Source organism: Microbulbifer mangrovi, assembly GCF_002009015.1.
Lineage (GTDB): Bacteria > Pseudomonadota > Gammaproteobacteria > Pseudomonadales > Cellvibrionaceae > Microbulbifer > Microbulbifer mangrovi.
On sequence record NZ_LZDE01000345.1, the window covers coordinates 21,133 to 39,010 of the forward strand.

A 17,878-nucleotide genomic window follows, 5' to 3' on the forward strand; every position below is an offset into this window, starting at 1 on the left:
GCCAAAATAGACATATCGTCTTTAAGCGACTATTACCCTTGGAAATATACAGGCAATTATGTCGACACAGCCGTCACTGGTTTGGCTAGTCTTAAGGAGTACAAACTTATCGACCCCAATTGGCATTGTGTAATCCGGCCATCAAGTCAGCGGGCCCACTGGAACAATATGGCGTGAAGTTTTCACCTATCTGGTTGATTGTCATCAGCACCGCCACCGTGGCAGTGGTGCTCTCAATCCTGCACTATTTTGATCTGGACGACCGGCTTATCGAGCTGATGCAGTGGATGGATACCCTCGGATGGCAGGCGGGCATCTGGTTTATATTGGTCATCGCTCTGGCAATTATTTTCCTGTTCCCTGGCGTGGTATTTACCATGGGGGCGGGATTTGTGTTTGGCGTGGTCAAGGGCACCATCTACGTGGTTCTGGGCACCGTACTGGGGGCGGCAATTGCCTTCCTGATTTCCCGCTACCTTCTTGGAAAGCGCGCTTCAGAATGGCTGCTCTCCAAAATCAAGCCGGCCAATCTTGGGGATATCCTGCGCGATGAAGGCTGGCGGATGGTCATGCTGACACGTATGGTGCCCCTGTTCCCGTTCAAACTATCCAATTACTTCTTCGGGCTGACCCCTCTCAAGTTTCGGGACTTCTGTATCGGGAACTTCATCGGTGTCATCCCTATCACAGTCAACAATGTCTATGTGGGATCTATCGCTGCGGATTTAGCGAGTATCGGCACCGAGCGCAGCGCACGCACGCCCACAGAGTGGACGCTCTACGGCCTCGGGTTTTTGCTCGCAATCATCGCGATTATCGGCCTCACCCGTATGGCACGCCGCGCCCTCAATCAGAAAATCGACGAAGGAGAGCTCTGATGCCCTGGATGAAATGGCTTCCCTGGCGGTTTTTCGTGCGCAAATTTGCCACTTCTCACGGGTTCCTCGACCCACTTACCCTGATGGCGAGACTGCAGCGATTTGCCGAACCCTCTGAAGTCAGTGAACCCATTGAGCTGTTACGCGCAGGCGCGATATTTCATGCCCGGGCATTGATCAACAGCAAGGTCATCCAGCACAACCTGGACTGGGTATGGCCCTATTGGATCGAGCGCCAGTTCGACCCCGCGGATGTTTCGTTCATCCCACGCGCGTTTTCGATCACCCACTGCAACCTCAGCCACCGTAACTGGACTGCAGTCGGCGTACCGGACAGCGAGGAAATGCCGATTGTCGATCCACGCGGATTACTGATTCCTCACTACGATGGCTGGTCTATAGACAGCTGGGTGATCGGCGACGACGGCTCTGTACTTTATCCATCACAAAGAGATGACGTAGATCAGCAACTGGTAATGGACGAAAAGCTCGGGGTCTCTATAGATACCACCTCGTCCACAGAGTCGGCCGAATTGAACTGCCGCGTGTGGGCAGAACTGAGCGAACACAGCAACAACTGCCATATGCAGTTGCGCGCGCAACACCAGAGCGGTGGCTGGTTGGTAGTCTCCCTGCGCCCCTACAATCCGGAGGGCGTCGCCTTCGTCCACAAAGTAGTGCTCGGTGACAACCGGGATCAGTGGCTGGTAGACGGGCGTAACAAAGTATTGTTCGACCGCCCGGTTGACCGCCACCACGCGTCCGATTATCACCGCGGAGATATCTCCCTCTACCTCCGCGATGAATCCAATGAGACCCACGCGGAATGTGAAGTGGGTATGGCGACAGCCGCAGCGCTATTTCGCATTGAACCCGGTGATACCGTAGACACACTGTTGACGATTCCGCAGCACTGCAAGCTCAACACGCGCAATGCTAGGACCAGCTGGAAGGAAAACCTTCAGAAGCACTGCGCGATGAGCGTGCCCGACAGTGAAATGCAGTTTCTTTACGATGCGGCGGTACGCTCGCTGATTCTGCATTCCCCCCACGACGTCTATCCGGGCCCCTATACCTACAAACGCTTCTGGTTCCGCGATGCTGCGTTTATGATCCAGTCGCTACTGCATGCCGGCCTGCTGGACCGCGCTTCGCGCGCTCTGGAGCGCTTTCCATCGCGCCAGAAGCGCAATGGATATTTTCATTCGCAAGATGGCGAGTGGGATTCCAACGGGGAAGCACTGTGGATTATCGACCAGTACTGCCGGATTACCGGCAACAAACTAAAGCAGGAATGGCTCGACCCGGTACTGCGTGGTACCCACTGGATTCACAACAAGCGCCAACCCAAAGATGACAGCCTTACCGGTGGCCTGCTACCCGCAGGGTTTAGCGCCGAGCACCTCGGCCCCAACGACTGCTATTTCTGGGATGATTTTTGGGGCATCGCCGGCCAGCTTTCCGCGGTCGCCATCTGCAACCGGGAGGGACACACCCAGGATGCGGACACATTCCAGCACCACGCGGATGATTTCATGCTGACGGTGGACAATGCGCTGGAGAAATGCGCTGCCCGTCTTGATCGTCCCGCCATGCCTGCATCCCCCAAGCGCAGGCTCGACGCCGGCGCCATTGGCTCGATTGCGGCCGGCTACCCGCTCAAGCTATACCCTGAAGACGATCCGCGACTGCTCGACCTGGTGGAATTCCTGATGGAAAACTGCTTTGTCTCGGGTGGCTTCTTCCAGGACATGATTCACTCCGGTATCAATGCTTATCTGACTATCCACGTCGCACAAGTACTCCTGCGTGCGGGAGACCCACGCTGTATCGATCTGATGCGTAACGTGGCGAAGCTCGCATCGCCCACCGGGCAATGGCCAGAAGCGATTCATCCGCACTCTTTCGGAGGATGCATGGGGGACGGTCAGCACGCTTGGGCCGCTGCGGAATGGGTCACCATGCAGCGCAATTGTTTTGTTCGCGAGGAAGGCGACTCGCTGATACTTGCCTCGGGCCTGCCACCGGAGTGGTTAAACGATACCAGCGCTCAGAAACCGATCCGCTTCGGGCCTGCACCCACACATTTCGGAACCATTTCCATTGAAATCACTCCAGGAGAAAGGCCGCGTATTTCCTGGTCCGGCAAATGGCACGATGAGGCGCCGCCGATTGAAATTCGGGCGTTCGGTTACCAGCCGGTGGTTGTTGATGCCGGCATAGAAATGTTGGAGTTGCAGCCCAAGTGAACATAGTGATGCTCACCAACACCTACCTTCCGCACGTCGGCGGAGTGGCGCGATCCGTACAGGCTTTCTGTAACGAATACCGTAAACGTGGGCACCAGGTGCTGGTAGTCGCCCCGGAGTTCTCCGAAAAAATCGCCAACGAGAAGGACGTGGTCCGTGTTCCGGCAATACAGAACTTTAACGGCAGCGACTTTTCCGTCGCCCTCCCCCTATCAGGCGAACTTACCGAGAGACTGGATTTCTTTGAGCCAGACCTGGTGCATTCCCACCACCCTTTTTTGCTGGGAATGACCGCCCTGCGTATTGCCCGCAGCCGCGAACTGCCACTTATATTTACTCATCACACCCTTTACGAGCGCTATACCCATTACGTTCCGGCAGACTCGGAAGCGCTGAAACGTTTTGTGATTGAGCTGGCGACTCGCTACGGAAATCTCGCCAGTATGGTCTTTGCTCCGAGCGAGAGCGTCGCGGAGCTACTCCACGAGCGCGGTGTCAAAACGCCGATTCAGGTCGTACCCACTGGCGTCAAGCTGGAAGACTACCAGCACGGCAACGGCAAGAAGGCGCGGGAACAGTACGGCATTCCCGAAAATGCATTTGTCGTCGGCCATCTGGGTCGCCTGGCGGAAGAAAAAAACCTCATTTTTCTATCTGAAGCCGTGATCGAGTTGATGGTACGCAATGACGACCTGCACTTTCTGGTGGTCGGCACCGGTCCAATCCAGGACCGTATACGCGCCCTGTTCGAAGAGCACCGGCTGGGCCATCGACTGCACCTTACCGGCACTCTACAGGGACAGCCCCAGAGCGACGCCTACAATGCGATGGATGTGTTCGGATTTGCATCCACCAGCGAAACCCAGGGCATGGTACTCACCGAAGCCATGGCCGCGGGCGTACCGGTAGTAGCGCTGGATGCGAGCGGGTGTCGCGAAGTCGTCGAGGACCGGATAAACGGCCGCCTGATCCTGAAGCAAAGCACCCGGGAAATGATCGGCGGCCTGCAGTGGGTATATGATCTGCCCACCGGCGAATACCGGGAACTCTGTCAGGCGGCGCGAGAAACGGCAGAGCGCTTTTCCATGGAAAACTGTGCGACTGCCGCGTTAAACCACTATCAATCGCTGGTCCACCAGCACTGGCCTCTGGATGACTCCCTCTATGCCCAATGGATGCGCCTGCGCAATATGATCGGCGCGCAGTGGGAAATCATCGAGGGGGTGACCAGCGCGGCCAGTGCCGCACTGGATCCGGAACACTCCAGCAAAAGCCACTTGCAGTAATCCCGACAACCCCGGAATGGAATTGGACTGTTCCCCATGATGACCCGTATCGAGAGCACCCTGCGCCGTTGGCGACGCCGGATCAGCCGCAGCGAGTGGCTGGCGCGGATGCTCAAGCTACAGATCAATGAACGGGATCCAGATGCACCTGCGCTGGTGCTCATCCAGATTGACGGCCTCGCCCGCCCGCAGCTCGACAAGGCGCTTGCGGACGGGAAAATGCCGTTCCTGAAAAAGCTTATTGAGCGAGAGCACTACCACCTGGATCACATGTACTCAGGGGTGCCGGCGACCACACCTGCAGTACAGGCAGAGATTTTTTATGGAGTGAAAGCTGCCGTACCGGCGTTCGGGTTCATGTCCACCGATTCCCAGGAAATGCTGCGGATGTACGAATCCAACGCAGCCAACAAGATTGAAAAACAACTCAGCGATGCGGGCCATGAACCCCTGCTCAAGCAGGGAAGCTGTTATGTCAGTGTATTCCGGGCCGGCGCCGATAATGACGAGGCTCACTTCTGCCCCGCCTCTACCGGCTGGGGTCCCTCCCTGAAAGAAGCCGGGCCCCTTGCACTGATCGTCCTGGTACTTGCCAACCTCTGGAGCCTGATCCGTACCGGGGCGTTGCTGTTCCTGGAACTGGTGCTTTCGGTGGTGGATTTCTTCCGCGGCCTGACGGATGGCGAGGATTTCCTGCGTGAACTGATGTTCATCCCCACCCGTATCGCGATCACCATCCTGATGCGCGAACTCTCCACGGTCGGTGTGAAAATCGATATTGCCCGCGGGCTGCCGGTGATTTACATCAATCTGCTCGGATATGACGAGCAAGCGCACCGCCGCGGCCCCAGCTCCAAATTCGCACACTGGACCCTCAAGGGTATCGACGATGCGATCGCGCGGATCTGGCGCGCCGCGCACCGCTCTTCGCGCAGGCACTACGATGTCTGGATTTACTCGGACCACGGGCAGGAAGACAGCATTCCCTACGAAACCCGGCACGGTCGCAGCTTTGCCGATGCGGTCAGCGAGGCTCTCTCGGACCTGCCGCAGAATCCCCGCGGCTATCTCGCAGCGGGTGATCACGGGGTACAACTCCAGCGGGTAAGGCTATTTGGCGGGCAATGGGTGCAAAAGCTGTTCCCCATTGAGGACCCCGACGAGAACGTCGTCGGCGACGCACCGATGGCGCTCTCGGCAATGGGACCGTTGGCCCTGCTTTACAACATCCACTGTAAAGGCACCCCGGCACCTGAAATCGCCAGGCTGATCGTCGAGAAAACCCATGCTCCCATGGTGCTCTACGAAGATAAGGACGCAACCGAGCCTGGCCCCGATGGCGAGCCAGTTACCAAGATACGCGGTTGGTGGCGACATGGCGCATTCTCGCTACCGGAAGACGGCCACAAGGTGATGGGAAACGATCACCCCTTTGTCGACGAAGCCGTAGAGGATCTGGCCAACCTGTGTCGACACCCCGATGCGGGCGATTTCGTGGTAAGCGGTTGGTGTGCGGGACACGAAAGCATCAGTTTTGCCATCGAAAGCGGCAGCCATGGCGGCGCCGGCCCGAATGAGACTCATGCATTCGCGCTGATGCCGGGAGATATTCACTTCCCGGAAAACGGACTCGGACACTGGCGCCCCAAAGATATCCGCAACGCGGCACTGGCTTTCCTCGAGGCGCAACCGGCAGAGCAACTTAAGTCACCGCCGGCAGTGAGCGTCGCCGCAGATTCGGGAACCCCCAACGCTCCGGATGGTAATTTATACGCAGAGCCCAGGCGCGAGCATTCTGCGGACATCTCTACCAAACGCGATACGTTCAAGACCTACAAGAACCTGCGGGTGATGACCTACAACGTGCATATCTGCAAGGGAGTAGACGGAAAGCTGTCACCCGAGCGTATCGCGCGGGTGATTGCGCGCTACTCGCCGGATGTGGTCGCCCTGCAGGAGGTGGATGTACGCAGAAAGCGCACCGGAAGCATTGACCAGGCACATCAGATTTCACGTCTGCTGTCCATGGACTGCCACTTCCAACCGGCAATGCATCTGGAAGACGAGCGCTACGGAGACGCGATCATGTCCCCCCACCCCCTGCGACTGGTGCGCAAGGATATCCTGCCTGGACCGGCAAAGCGCTCAATCCACCACGGACGCGCAGAGCCTCGCGGCGCATTGTGGATGGAGCTGGATTTCCACGGCACCCTGATTCAGCTCTTCAATACCCACCTGGGACTGAGCAAGGGCGAGCGATTGCGGCAAGTCGATGCATTGCTCGGTCCGGGTTGGATGGGCCACCCGAACTGTACCCAGCCAAGAGTCCTGGTGGGCGACTTCAATGCCTTGCCGAATTCGGCGGAAATCAAACGTATCACCCAGGTGCTCGCCGACGCACAGCTACAGTTACCGGGTCACAAACCGAAAGGAACTTTCTTCAGCCGCTTGCCAAAGGCGCGTATCGACTATGTATTTGCCGATAGCGAGCTGGCGGTAAACGGCATTCTGGTACCGCGCAGCGAACTCACCAGGCTCGCGTCAGACCACCTGCCGCTGATCGTCGACCTGAAAGTCCCGATACCGGGCGACGGCAGTCACCGGGCGCAGTAACGGGAGGCACGAGCAAAGCGTTACTGGAGCAGGGAGCGAACCTGCTCTTCCCGGGAAGCGCGCATGCCGGCAGTACGCCCTTCCTCGATCGCAATCTCCAGAGGGATGCCGTTGCGGGCCCGGTAGATGGCCCAGACCGCCCCGGCCCGGTTGCCACTGCCGCAATGAAGCAGCAGGGGCGCGGCGCCCCCATCCGCAAGGATCTCTCCGAGGCGGGCAATCTGTGCGTCGCTGGGAACGCCTTTGTCGATGGGCAGGTTGAAGTAAGTCATGCCCGCGGCCTCGACCGCCACGCGCTCCTCCTCAGTGCCCTCTTCCGGGGTGCGCAGGTCGATAATGGTCCGGAAGCCCTTACTCTTCAGTGATTCCACCTGCGCAAGATCTATACTGCCTCCAGTGGCCAGATATGGGCGCAGGCGATTGTAATTCATGACCTCCGCCCCCATATTGTCACCAAAGGGCACCTGTGCGGAGTCGGTCTCCGCCATTGTCATTGGTACAGTGGTCACGACAGCCACCAAAGACAGTGCGAACAGCGTTTCAAGCAATTTCATTTTCAGTACTCCTGTTTGTGCGCTATTTTGCCCCAACTATTTGAAGATCGTCGAACCCAGTGCCTACTTGAAGGTCCAATGCGCTGGTTATATGATCCCGAGAGATTTTATATTCACTAGCAGGAGACGCTAATGCAGCCCGAAGTTTATTCACACTCTGGAGCGCTGGACCGCTCGGAGTCCGCCAAAGTATTGCGCAATACTTACGCTCTGCTGGCAATGACTGTTCTGTTCAGCGCAGTCACTGCCGGTGTATCCATGGCTATCGGCATGGGCCGCGGCATGAGCCTGATCTGCTCCATCGCAGCGATTGTTCTGGTCTGGTTTGTTCTGCCGCGCACTGCCAATTCTGCGTCCGGTGTGGGCGTTGTGTTCGCGTTCACCGGCCTGCTGGGTGCCTCCCTCGGCCCGATGCTGAACCACTACGTCGGCCTGGCGGGTGGCGGCCAGATTGTTATGCAGGCGCTGGGTACCACCGCGCTGATCTTCTTCGCACTGTCTGCCTATGTGCTGACTACCCGCAAGGACTTCAGCTTCATGGGCGGCTTCCTGTTCGTGGGCCTGATCGCGGTACTGGTATGTGCCCTCGGCCTGATGATCGCCAGCTTCTTCGGCGTGCACCTGCCGCTGGCCAGCGTTGCCCTGAGCGGCGTGATTGCCCTGCTGTTCTCCGGTTTCATCCTGTATGACACCAGCCGCATCGTGAATGGCGGTGAGACCAACTACATCATGGCGACCACCTCCCTGTACCTGAACATCCTGAACCTGTTCACCAGCCTGCTGCACATCTTCGGCTTCGCTTCCGACGACTGATCAGCCCACTGAGCAAGTTCACACAGTGCCCCGCTCCGCGGGGCATTTTTTTATCGGTAACACCCAATCATGCAATTCACTCTCGTCGTCTACGGCGCACCCCATGCTTCCGAAGGTGCTAACACGGCACTGCGCTTCGCACGCGCCGTGCTTGCCTCCGGACACGGTATCTACCGGGTATTCTTCTACGGCGATGGCGTACATAACGGCAGTGCGTTGGTGGCGCCCCCACAGGATGAGCAGGACCTGCTGTCCCAGTGGCAGGATTTAAAAATCGCGCACAACCTGGATCTGACCCTCTGTATCGCTGCCGCCCAGCGTCGCGGCGTGCTGAACGACAGTGAAGCATCGCGCCTGGAAAAACCCTCCGGTAACATGGCCGACGGATTTGAGCTGGCTGGTCTTGGACAGCTGGCCGAAGCTGCGGCGGTCAGTGATCGCATCGTGACATTTGGAAGCTGATCCTATGGCGCAAGAAAAAACACTGCTGGCAATGTGCCGCCACGCTCCATACGGACACACGATCGCCCGAGAAGGGCTGGAAGCGGTTCTCGCCTGTGCGGCAATGGATCAGGTTCCCGAAGTGTTGTTCATTAACGACGGCGTCCTGCAGCTGCTGGAACAGAACCCGAAAACCATTGGCGAGAAAAACCTGCGCAGGAATCTACAGGCTTTGCCGATGTTCGGTGTGGAAACGCTGCATGTATGCCGTCGGAGCCTGGAAGAGCGCGGCATCTCACTCGATAACATTGACGTACCCGGAGCCGCGCTTGCGTTAGTGGACAATCCAGGCCCCTATATCGCCGGCTTCGATCAGGTTTTGAGCTTTTGACATGACTTTGCATATCGTTAGCCAGTCCCCTTTTTCCGGAAGCGCTTTGAAAGACTGCCTCTCCGCTTTCGCTGACGGCGATGCCCTGCTGCTGATTGAAGACGCCGTCTACGCCGCCAAGGGTCAGACGATCACCCAGCTGAAGGGTAAATCCGTGTACTGCCTAGAGCCCGATGCCGTCGCGCGCGGAATTTCCATTGATCCGGCAATAGAAGCGATCGACGAGACACGCTGGGTCTCCCTTTGCACTGAACACAACCCGATCGTCAGCTGGTTCCGGTAACACGCACATGAACAGTTTTGTTATTGAAGACCGCGAAATCCCGCTAGACAAAGAGGGATTCCTGCGCAACCTGGAAGACTGGAGCCCCGAGGTCGCCAAAGCTCTCGCAGCACAGGAAGGTATCGAACTCACCGATGACCACTGGGATGTCATCCGCTTGTTGCAGGAATTTTACAGAGAATTTGAACTGTCGCCGGCCATGCGCCCGCTGGTCAAGTACGTTGGCCAGCATTTGGGGCCAGACAAAGGTCGTAGTATTTTCTTGATGCAATTATTCCCCCCAAGCCCCGCCAAAATCGGCAGTAAGATTGCGGGGCTACCGAAGCCAACCAACTGTCTTTGAGCATTGGTTTCAGGCTAACCGCTATTTGAGTTTTCCAGTCCAAGCAGGCCGGGCAATGAGGTCAGCGCATCTCTGCGCGCGCCATTCCAGTCATGTGCAAAGCTGATCCGCAGGCAATTCCTGAACTGGCCCGACGACGAAAACAGAGGCCCGGGTGTAATTACAACGCCCTGCTCCAACGCTTTTGGATAAACCTCGAGGGTATCCACGCTAGCCGATAGCTCCGCCCAGACGGCCAGGCCGCCCCGGGGAACACTGACGCGGACTTGCCCGGGCCAGCGACTCAGCATGGCGATAAGTTGATCCCGCCTTTCTCGCAAGCCGGTGCGCTGACGGCGCAAATGTGACGCATAGCCGCCATCGGCCATAAACTCGGCAACGCCCTGCTGCAAAGAGCGGCTGCTGGCCAACTGGGTCACCAGTTTGAGCTGGAGAATGCGCTCGTGCCAGCGTCCGCCGGAGATCCATCCCAGCCTCAAATCCCGGGAAAGACTTTTGGAGAATGAGCTGCACAAAATCACCCTGTCGTTATCATCCAGCGCCTTGAGCGGGTCGGGAACCGGGCCGAATGCGGTATCCGCATAGATATCATCTTCAATGACCGCCAGATCGTATTGATCCGCCAGCGCCAGCAGGCGCCGTTTGGCGGACTCAGGCATCGAGGCACCGCCGGGTGTCGCGAAGGCAGGGGAAACAATGCAGGCACGCACCTTCCAGCGCTTGAGCACCTCCTCGAGCGCGTCGACATCCATCCCCGAGTCGTTTCCAGTGGGAACTTCAACCACTTGTAATTCCAATTGCTCAATCAGCTGCATCACGCCGTAGAATCCGGGAGATTCCACAGCCACGACGTCACCCCGCGAGCAACTGGCCATCAATCCGAGAAAAAGTGCGTTCTGGCAACCGGAGGTGATACACAATCGGTCGAGTCCGACCCGCCAGCCGCGCCGGGACAAGTGCAGTGCCAGTTGCGCACGCAGCCCCTCATCACCCGCTGGCTCATCGTAATATTGATAGCTGCCCTGCGCCGGGCGTCTTAACGCGCGCCCGATCGAGCGGTTCAGTGCCACAACCCCCGGAGGAAGGTCACCGCAGCGCAGCTCAGGTAGCAAGTCAAAAGCCGCGCTTCTTCCCATGATATCGAGCAGCAGGTCACTGACCGAGACTGGCCGCGGAGCCTCGATGCGCGCCCGACTAAGGGGTTGCCCCAAATCGGATGAGCGAACACAGACAAAGTAACCCGCCTTGGGGCGGGCCTCCACCAGTCCACGTGCCTCAAGGCGCTGCAAAGCATGTTGCACCGTTGCCTTGGACAGGCCCCGTTCGCCGCAAAGCATTCGGATCGACGGTAGACGCTCGCCTTCACGCCAGCGAAGCTCCCTGATGCCGCGTTCCAGCCAGGATTCAAGCTCCTGATAACGAAAAGTGTCCGACAAGTTACTACTCCTCCAAGCAGCCCCAAACAGGCCAACCCCCATCTGTACCCATTATATTTAATTTTTTTACCCCTGACCCGACTCACCACTTCCCAGTACTCTGCCGCCGGTCAGACTTCTAGCGGATCAGTTACCATGGAAAGAATTCCTGCCGTACAGGACTACACACCCTCACCCAGCCCGGATGGAAAATTTCACGTTCGCCTTACCGAGGGGCGCTTCCAGAATTTACGCAGATTCACCAGCTGGCCATTACTCGCCCTCTTTTTCGGACTGGTTTGGGTGCAGTTCGATGGTGAGCCATGGTTACTGTTTTCATTCGAGCAGCGGCGTATTGTTCTGTTCGGCAGTGCCCTCTCCTGGCGAGATCTGCCGTTGCTTGCCGGTATGTTGATCGTCAGCGCCAGTTTGCTGTTTTTTATTGCCGTCGCCTGGGGCCGGGTCTGGTGCGGATTTGCCTGCCCGCAAAGTATCTGGACCTGGATATTCATCCGAATTGAAGATTTAGCGGAGGGCAAGGCGAACAGGAGGGCACGCGAAGCCGACACGCCGTTTACCACGTCGCGTCTGGCGCGACGGATCGTCAAGCACGCCTTATGGATACTGCTCGCGCTCGCGACTGCTGTTACCTTCACGGGATATTTCATTCCAGTCCGCGAAATCTTTGCAGACAGCATGCAGTTCCAGCTCTCGCCGGCGACCGTTGGCTGGATACTCACTATGGCCGGGCTGACGTACGCCAATGCCGGACTGGTACGCGAAAAGATCTGCCTGCACGCTTGCCCGTACGCACGCTTCCAGAGCGTCATGTTCGACCGCGACACCCGAACGGTGAGCTACGACGTCCATCGCGGAGAACCCCGCGCAAACTTGCGCAAAGTGAACGCGCAACGCGGTGATTGTGTGGATTGTGGGCTCTGCGTTCAGGTCTGCCCGGCGGGAATCGATATTCGGGACGGCTTGCAGGCTGCGTGCATTGATTGCGGTGCCTGTATTGATGCGTGCGACAAAGTTATGCGCAAACTGGAGCGCCCCAATGGGCTGATCCGCTTCGCCTCAGAAGCCCAGCTGAGTGGAAAAAAGAGCCAGTTGATACGTCCGCGGCTAGCCGGATACGGCGCGGTGACGCTCTGCGCGGTGGCCAGCGTACTGTATGGCTTCACCGACACCACCCGCCTGCTGGTGGAAATCCGGCGCGATCGCGACACGCTGTTTACACGGCTGGATCGGAACACCGTGTGCAACCATTACCGGGTCAAAGTTGAGGGCTACAGCGAAGAGCAGCGCTTTGTGGAGGTCTCAATTTCCGGGGCCGGCCAGTCTGAACTGTTCGGTGCACGTCAAATTGACCTGATGGAAAACAATGCCAGCTGGCTGCCGTACCGCGTTTGCCTTCGAGATCCGGGGCCCGCCAAGCGGGAATTTACCTTCAATTTCGCCAGTGGCGGCGTGTCCACGGCGAAAACAACCACTTTTCTCGCCCGGACCTTCTAGCCAGAGCAGGAATTTCGGTTGCTCTAGGCCTGTATGATCACGCGCCGCTTTCCCCGGTGATGGCGGTGCTCCCACAAGTAGATCCCCTGCCAGGTTCCCAGCAGCAGGCGGCCATTTTCCATCGGAATACCGAGGCTACAGGCGGTCAGGGAGGCTTTTATATGCGCGGGCATATCATCGGGGCCCTCCAGGGTATGGGTGTAGAGGGGATCGTTCTCCGGTACCAGCCGGTTCAGCCAGTTCTCCAGATCGACACGCGCACTGGGATCGGCATTTTCCTGAATCAGCAGACTGGCGGAGGTGTGCTGGATAAACAGGGTGCAGAGCCCGCTGCCGAAGAGATTCTGACCGGCCAGCCAGTGGTTCACCTCCTCCGTAAACTCGTGCAACCCCTGCCCATTCACTACTATTTCAAGCTGTCCCAGTGCCATTTCGCTGTTCCTCTCACATCAAATCACAACCGTTTATCTGGAGGCCGCATCCGCTATAATCCGCGCCCCGACGATCGTACACCCAAATTCAGTCACTCACCCCTGCAACAGATACGGCTCAGCACAACATGGCTCTTCACCGCGTAAATACTGACGACTACCAGCAGCAACTGGACCAGAAGGTGGACCGCCTGCGCGGAGCCTTCTCACCCTTTACCAGTCTGGCACCGGAAGTATTCCCCTCCCCACCCAGCCACTACCGCCTGCGCGCGGAATTCAAAATGTGGCAGGAAGGCGGCCGTGTGGATTACGCCATGTACAAGCAGGGCGAGTACAAGAAGCCGTTTGTAATCCAGGAGTTTACCGTCGGCTCCCGGCGTATCAACGCCCTGATGCCGCCACTGCTGGAGGCAATCAACGACAGTGAAATTCTACGCAAGCGCCTGTTCTGCACTGAGTTTCTCACCACCTTGAGCGGCGACGCACTGATCACCCTGATCTACCACAAGCCACTGGACGAGGCCTGGGAACAGGAAGCGCGGGCGCTTCAGGATCATCTGGGGGTGCCGATTCTCGGGCGCTCGCGCAAACAGAAGCTGGTGCTGGACCGGGATTATGTGATCGAAAAGCTGGAGATTGACGGGCGCTCATATCAGTACAAGCAGGTGGAAGGCAGCTTCACCCAGCCCAACGGCGACATCTGCACTTCCATGATCCAGTGGGCGAGAAGCTGCTGCGAAGATACTGAGGGGGACCTGCTCGAACTCTATTGCGGCAACGGTAATTTCACCATTCCGCTGGCAGAAAAGTTCCGCAAGGTACTGGCCACAGAAATTTCCAAGGTATCTGTGAACGCCGCGCAGGAAAATATCGCAGCAAATGGCGTGGATAACCTGGATATCGTGCGCCTGTCGAGTGAGGAGTTCACCCAGGCCATTGATAAGGTGCGCCCCTTCCGTCGCCTGAAAGGCGTCGATCTCGAAAGCTACGATTTCTCAACCGTACTGGTGGATCCGCCTCGCGCGGGGCTGGATGCGGACACCTGTGCAATGATCGCGCGCTTCCCGCGCATTCTGTACATTTCCTGTAATCCGCAGACCCAGCTGGAAAACCTCGAGGAACTGACCAAAACCCACAAGGTGGAGCGCTTCGCGATTTTTGATCAGTTTCCCTACACCGACCACACCGAATCTGCAGTGCTGCTGGTCAGACGGTAAATCCGTCGATCAGAAATTGCGGCCGAGAATCCGCTTGGCCGCATCCAGGGCAAAGTCCCGGTATTCTGACTCGACCCGGGCCATTTCTTTTTCAAACGCAAACTTTTCTTTGCGCGACAGTTTTTTCCAGTCTTCCAGAATCGGAATATGGCTGGTCTTGTCCGCCACCTGGTAAAACGCCACGAACTCTTCCTTCACCGACGGCTCTACCTGCAGGGAATCCAGCAGTACGCGGATTCGCAGAGAAGCTTCGGTCAGCCCTACGCCCTCATCCAGCAGCGTCTTGGCGATAATCTGGATACTGGTGTTCACCCGGCCACGCTGCTCTTCCGCGGCCACCGCCAGCTCTTCGAGCTGCTCTGCCTGACGCTTGCGCGCTTTGCGCAGCTCCAGGCAGTAGTAGGTCGCTACTGCGGAAAGCACAAAAATAATCAAACCGGCAATTACCAGTATCCATACAGGTACTTCAGTCATGGGAGATACACCTTCAACAACGCCAGCCCGAGGCTCGCGGTAACAATAGAAAACAATGTACTGATCGCAATAATATTGGCCGCCAGCTGGCTGTTACCGCCGAGCGCGCGCGCCATGATAAATGAGGCCGATGCCGTTGGTGCGGCCGCGAGCAGTAGCAAGATCGCCAGTGCCTGGCCATCCAGCTGGAACAACAGCCCCACCCCGACCAGCACGACCGGGACAACCAACAGCTTGAATGCACTGGCTGCAAATGCGCCAAAGGAACTGCGCCGCAGCATACTGAGGTCAAGGCTCGCGCCGATACATAGCAGCGCCAGCGGCAAGGTTACCGAAGCCAGATAATCGCCGGTCTGGACGATCATCTCCGGCAACCTGAGACCCACAGCTTTCGCCACCAGCGCCAGCACAATGGCCACAATCAACGGGTTGCGCAGGATGTCCTTGCCCAGTTTTTTCCAGCTGAACTTCGCTTTCTGGCTGTACACGGCAAACAGTGCCACCGCCGCGATGTTGTAGAAAATAGTGATGACCGCCATCAACAGTGCCGCCTGAGCCAGCCCGGATTGACCGTAGGCATTCGCCGCCCAGGCCAGGCCGATAATGCCGAGGTTGCCGCGAAAGGCACCCTGGATAAACGCACTGCGGTCGCCGTGCTCCAGCGGTCGCGCCGCCAGCCAGGCCAGCGGTACTGTCAATACGGTGCCGATCAATCCCGCCAGCAACAGAGGCCACTCATCCCCCAGGCGGGCATCGGATCCGAAGATGTTGAAAAACAACAGTGCCGGCAGCGTCACCAGAAATACCAGCTTCGACGCGTCGTCGACAAAGGATTCACTCAGCAGGTTGACCCGCGCCAGCCCGTACCCCACCAGCAGGGTCAGGAAAATCGGCGCGGTGACCGACAGCGCAAATGAGAATGTAGCGGCGATGGTATCCAAGGGTTATTCCGCTTCCGTTTCGGTAACAGCAGACTCTTCGGCCGGCTCCTGCTCAGGGGCTGGCAGCTTGTGGCTGTCTTCCGCCTTTTCCCGCAGGTCGGCGGCAATCTGCTTGCGAGTCTTGGCACCGAGCTTACGCAGGCTGTCGATTCGTTTAACCGCATTGCCGCGGCCAGTGGCCAGGCGCTTATAGGTCTCCTGGAAGGCCTCGTCCGCCTGTCGGATACGACCGCCAAGGTTATCCAGGGATTCCAGCACCAGTGCGAACTGGTCGTGCAGCTTGCCTGCCTCGTCGGCGATTTTTTCCGCGTTCTTGTTCTGCTTTTCGTAGCGCCAGATGTTCTCTACCGTACGCAGGGTCGCCATCAGGCTGGTCGGGCTCACCAGTACAATCTGTCGCTCATAGGCGTAGCGGAACATTTCCGGATCCGCCTGCATGGCCAGCATGTACGCTGCCTCGATGGGCACAAAGATGAAGACAAAATCGAGGGTGCGCACGCCCTCGAGCTGTTCGTAGGCTTTCTTGTTCAGTCCGGTGATATGCGCACGCAGGGAATTGACGTGCTGCTTGAGGGCCTGGGTCCGCTCCTCGTCCGTTTCCGCAGACGCGTAGCGCTCGTAGTCCACCAGGGAGACCTTGGAATCGATGATCAGGTCCTTGTTCTCGGGCAGGCGCACAATCACGTCCGGCTGGCGACGACGGCCGTCGGATGTACTGTCCTTGAGAGAAACCTGGGTCTCGTACTCCCGCCCCTTCTGCAGGCCGGACTCCTCCAGCAGGCGCTCCAGTACTACCTCTCCCCAGTTGCCCTGGATCTTGCGGTCACCCTTGAGCGCGGAAGTCAGGTTCAGGGCCTCGTCGCTGATGCGCTGGGTCTGCTCGCGCAGGGCCTTGATCTGTCCCAGCAGGCTGTTGCGCTCGGCGTTCTCACGGTCGTATACGTGCTCCACCCGCTTGCGGAAATCTCCCAGCTGGCGCTCCAGCGGGTCGAGGCTTTTGCGCAGACTGTCTTCGCTGCGTCGAACGAACATCTGCTGCTTCTCTTCAAAGATACGATTGGCGAGGTTCTCGAACTGCTGGGTCATGGATGCGCGAGTCTGTTCCAGTTGCTGCTTCTGTTCCGCCAACGTCGCCTCGCTTCTCTCCACCAGCACCTGATAGCGCGCCAGCTGCTGGGACTTACTGGCCAGTTCGTCACGGAGCTGCTGGATTTCCAGCCCCTGCTGGGTTTCGCGCTCGCGGCCGGCTTCCTGTTGTGCAGCCAGTACCTGCTGCTCACCGCGCAGTGACTGCAGCTGACCGACCAGGCGGGACCTGCCCGCCCAGAACACCAGCAGCACCAGCGCCAGCACGGCAACACCGGCGAGAATGGCCTGTTCGAGGGAGATTTGCAGGGGAAACCAGGTCATAAAAAATCACTTAACTTTGCAAAGTCTATAGAACGAGTAGTTTTTGGAGCAAATCCAAAAAAGCTACACCTTTGGGCCGTGCAATTATCACACGGGTTTGAGCTGGCGCCTATTGCACCTGTCGAGACCAACCATGCCACACGTCCCGCCAGTAGCTCCACCCTACCCCTTTCGCCTGCTCTGGTTGTTGCCTACCCACCCAATCCCGGAACACCCCACAGACGCCATCGAGGGCCTTTCAGCGAGCATAAAAAAGCCGGGTCTCTGCCCAGCCTCACTTAACCTCTCTCAAAGCCAACACAAATCCCTGCGCCACATAATAGCTTGGGCGGGCCTCCTTGCAGGGTCGCAAGAGCCCTTCGTGCTCCATATTTTATTCATGGCCCTTTCACTGTTCGAATTTACCCCGAACTCAGATCCAGACCAATTTCTAGTAAGTCTCGTCAGCGACTGAGAGAGGAACGTCTACAGCAGTTTACCGGTCACACTTGAGAATAAACTTGCAAACTGACGGCGACCACAGCCACTGCAGCCGACACCCCTGCAATGACGGCACTGAAGCTCGCGACCTTTAAGCTACGATCTGCTAACTCCATACTGCGCAGAGTTACATCTTCTTGGCGG

Annotated in this window: 17 protein-coding genes; 11 read left to right on the plus strand and 6 right to left on the minus strand. The window is 57.9% G+C overall.

Features of this window, described 5'->3' with window-relative positions; all coding sequences use genetic code 11:
- The first annotated feature begins 173 nt into the window (after positions 1-173).
- The 4 genes from B4U49_RS17335 to B4U49_RS17350 are packed head-to-tail and all read left to right on the plus strand — an operon-like array spanning position 174 to position 7,026.
- On the plus strand, positions 174-878 hold the full coding sequence (locus B4U49_RS17335; protein WP_078085868.1) for a TVP38/TMEM64 family protein: 705 nt from the start codon (positions 174-176) through the stop codon (positions 876-878).
- On the plus strand, positions 878-3,127 hold the full coding sequence (locus B4U49_RS17340; protein ID WP_078085869.1) for a hypothetical protein: 2,250 nt from the start codon (positions 878-880) through the stop codon (positions 3,125-3,127). Before B4U49_RS17335 ends, B4U49_RS17340 begins: the two co-directional genes overlap by 1 nt.
- Positions 3,124-4,413 (plus strand): glycosyltransferase, encoded by a 1,290-nt coding sequence (locus B4U49_RS17345; protein ID WP_078085870.1) that lies wholly within the window; start codon positions 3,124-3,126, stop codon positions 4,411-4,413. Before B4U49_RS17340 ends, B4U49_RS17345 begins: the two co-directional genes overlap by 4 nt.
- Positions 4,414-4,449: 36 nt before the next feature.
- A complete protein-coding gene (locus tag B4U49_RS17350; protein WP_078085871.1) occupies positions 4,450-7,026 on the plus strand; it encodes an endonuclease/exonuclease/phosphatase family protein in 2,577 nt (858 codons plus the stop codon).
- 20 nt (positions 7,027-7,046) lie between these two features.
- Here the strand turns inward: B4U49_RS17350 and B4U49_RS17355 are convergent, their stop codons facing one another.
- Complete coding sequence (locus B4U49_RS17355) at positions 7,047-7,580, minus strand: protein tyrosine phosphatase family protein (protein ID WP_078085872.1); 534 nt, start codon at positions 7,578-7,580, stop codon at positions 7,047-7,049.
- A gap of 132 nt (positions 7,581-7,712) precedes the next feature.
- On the opposite strand from B4U49_RS17355, the gene B4U49_RS17360 reads away from it, so the two are divergent.
- The 5 genes from B4U49_RS17360 (at position 7,713) to B4U49_RS17380 (ending at position 9,851) form a co-directional block, all read left to right on the plus strand.
- Complete coding sequence (locus tag B4U49_RS17360; protein WP_078085873.1) at positions 7,713-8,393, plus strand: Bax inhibitor-1/YccA family protein; 681 nt, start codon at positions 7,713-7,715, stop codon at positions 8,391-8,393.
- 69 nt (positions 8,394-8,462) lie between these two features.
- Positions 8,463-8,855, plus strand: a complete 393-nt coding sequence (gene tusD / locus B4U49_RS17365; protein WP_078085874.1) for a sulfurtransferase complex subunit TusD — start codon at positions 8,463-8,465, stop codon at positions 8,853-8,855.
- 4 nt (positions 8,856-8,859) lie between these two features.
- A complete protein-coding gene (gene tusC, locus B4U49_RS17370) occupies positions 8,860-9,225 on the plus strand; it encodes a sulfurtransferase complex subunit TusC (protein ID WP_078085875.1) in 366 nt (121 codons plus the stop codon).
- Position 9,226: 1 nt separating this feature from the next.
- Positions 9,227-9,508, plus strand: coding sequence for a sulfurtransferase complex subunit TusB (gene tusB / locus B4U49_RS17375; protein WP_078085876.1), 282 nt, complete (start codon positions 9,227-9,229; stop codon positions 9,506-9,508).
- Positions 9,509-9,515: 7 nt separating this feature from the next.
- Positions 9,516-9,851, plus strand: a complete 336-nt coding sequence (locus B4U49_RS17380) for a TusE/DsrC/DsvC family sulfur relay protein (protein ID WP_078085877.1) — start codon at positions 9,516-9,518, stop codon at positions 9,849-9,851.
- Between the two features lie 14 nt (positions 9,852-9,865).
- Here B4U49_RS17380 and B4U49_RS17385 read toward each other — a convergent pair whose 3' ends face one another.
- Positions 9,866-11,287, minus strand: a complete 1,422-nt coding sequence (locus tag B4U49_RS17385; protein ID WP_204903076.1) for an aminotransferase-like domain-containing protein — start codon at positions 11,285-11,287, stop codon at positions 9,866-9,868.
- Between the two features lie 135 nt (positions 11,288-11,422).
- Between B4U49_RS17385 and ccoG the strand changes: the two genes are divergently transcribed.
- On the plus strand, positions 11,423-12,781 hold the full coding sequence (ccoG, locus tag B4U49_RS17390) for a cytochrome c oxidase accessory protein CcoG (RefSeq protein WP_078085879.1): 1,359 nt from the start codon (positions 11,423-11,425) through the stop codon (positions 12,779-12,781).
- 23 nt (positions 12,782-12,804) lie between these two features.
- Here ccoG and B4U49_RS17395 read toward each other — a convergent pair whose 3' ends face one another.
- The gene (locus B4U49_RS17395; protein WP_078085880.1) at positions 12,805-13,212 is read right to left on the minus strand and encodes a secondary thiamine-phosphate synthase enzyme YjbQ; all 408 of its coding nucleotides are present in this window, start codon (positions 13,210-13,212) and stop codon (positions 12,805-12,807) included.
- Between the two features lie 128 nt (positions 13,213-13,340).
- Between B4U49_RS17395 and trmA the strand changes: the two genes are divergently transcribed.
- Positions 13,341-14,429, plus strand: coding sequence for a tRNA (uridine(54)-C5)-methyltransferase TrmA (gene trmA, locus B4U49_RS17400; RefSeq protein ID WP_078085881.1), 1,089 nt, complete (start codon positions 13,341-13,343; stop codon positions 14,427-14,429).
- Positions 14,430-14,438: 9 nt separating this feature from the next.
- Here trmA and B4U49_RS17405 read toward each other — a convergent pair whose 3' ends face one another.
- From B4U49_RS17405 to B4U49_RS17415, 3 genes are read right to left on the minus strand one after another with little or no spacing between them, the layout of a single operon-like run.
- Positions 14,439-14,903, minus strand: coding sequence for a DUF2489 domain-containing protein (locus B4U49_RS17405; RefSeq protein WP_078085882.1), 465 nt, complete (start codon positions 14,901-14,903; stop codon positions 14,439-14,441).
- The gene (locus B4U49_RS17410; protein ID WP_078085883.1) at positions 14,900-15,844 is read right to left on the minus strand and encodes an AEC family transporter; all 945 of its coding nucleotides are present in this window, start codon (positions 15,842-15,844) and stop codon (positions 14,900-14,902) included. The genes B4U49_RS17405 and B4U49_RS17410 overlap by 4 nt, the downstream gene beginning before the upstream one ends.
- 3 nt (positions 15,845-15,847) lie before the next feature.
- A complete protein-coding gene (locus B4U49_RS17415; RefSeq protein WP_078085884.1) occupies positions 15,848-17,254 on the minus strand; it encodes a DNA recombination protein RmuC in 1,407 nt (468 codons plus the stop codon).
- Positions 17,255-17,878 lie beyond the last annotated feature (624 nt).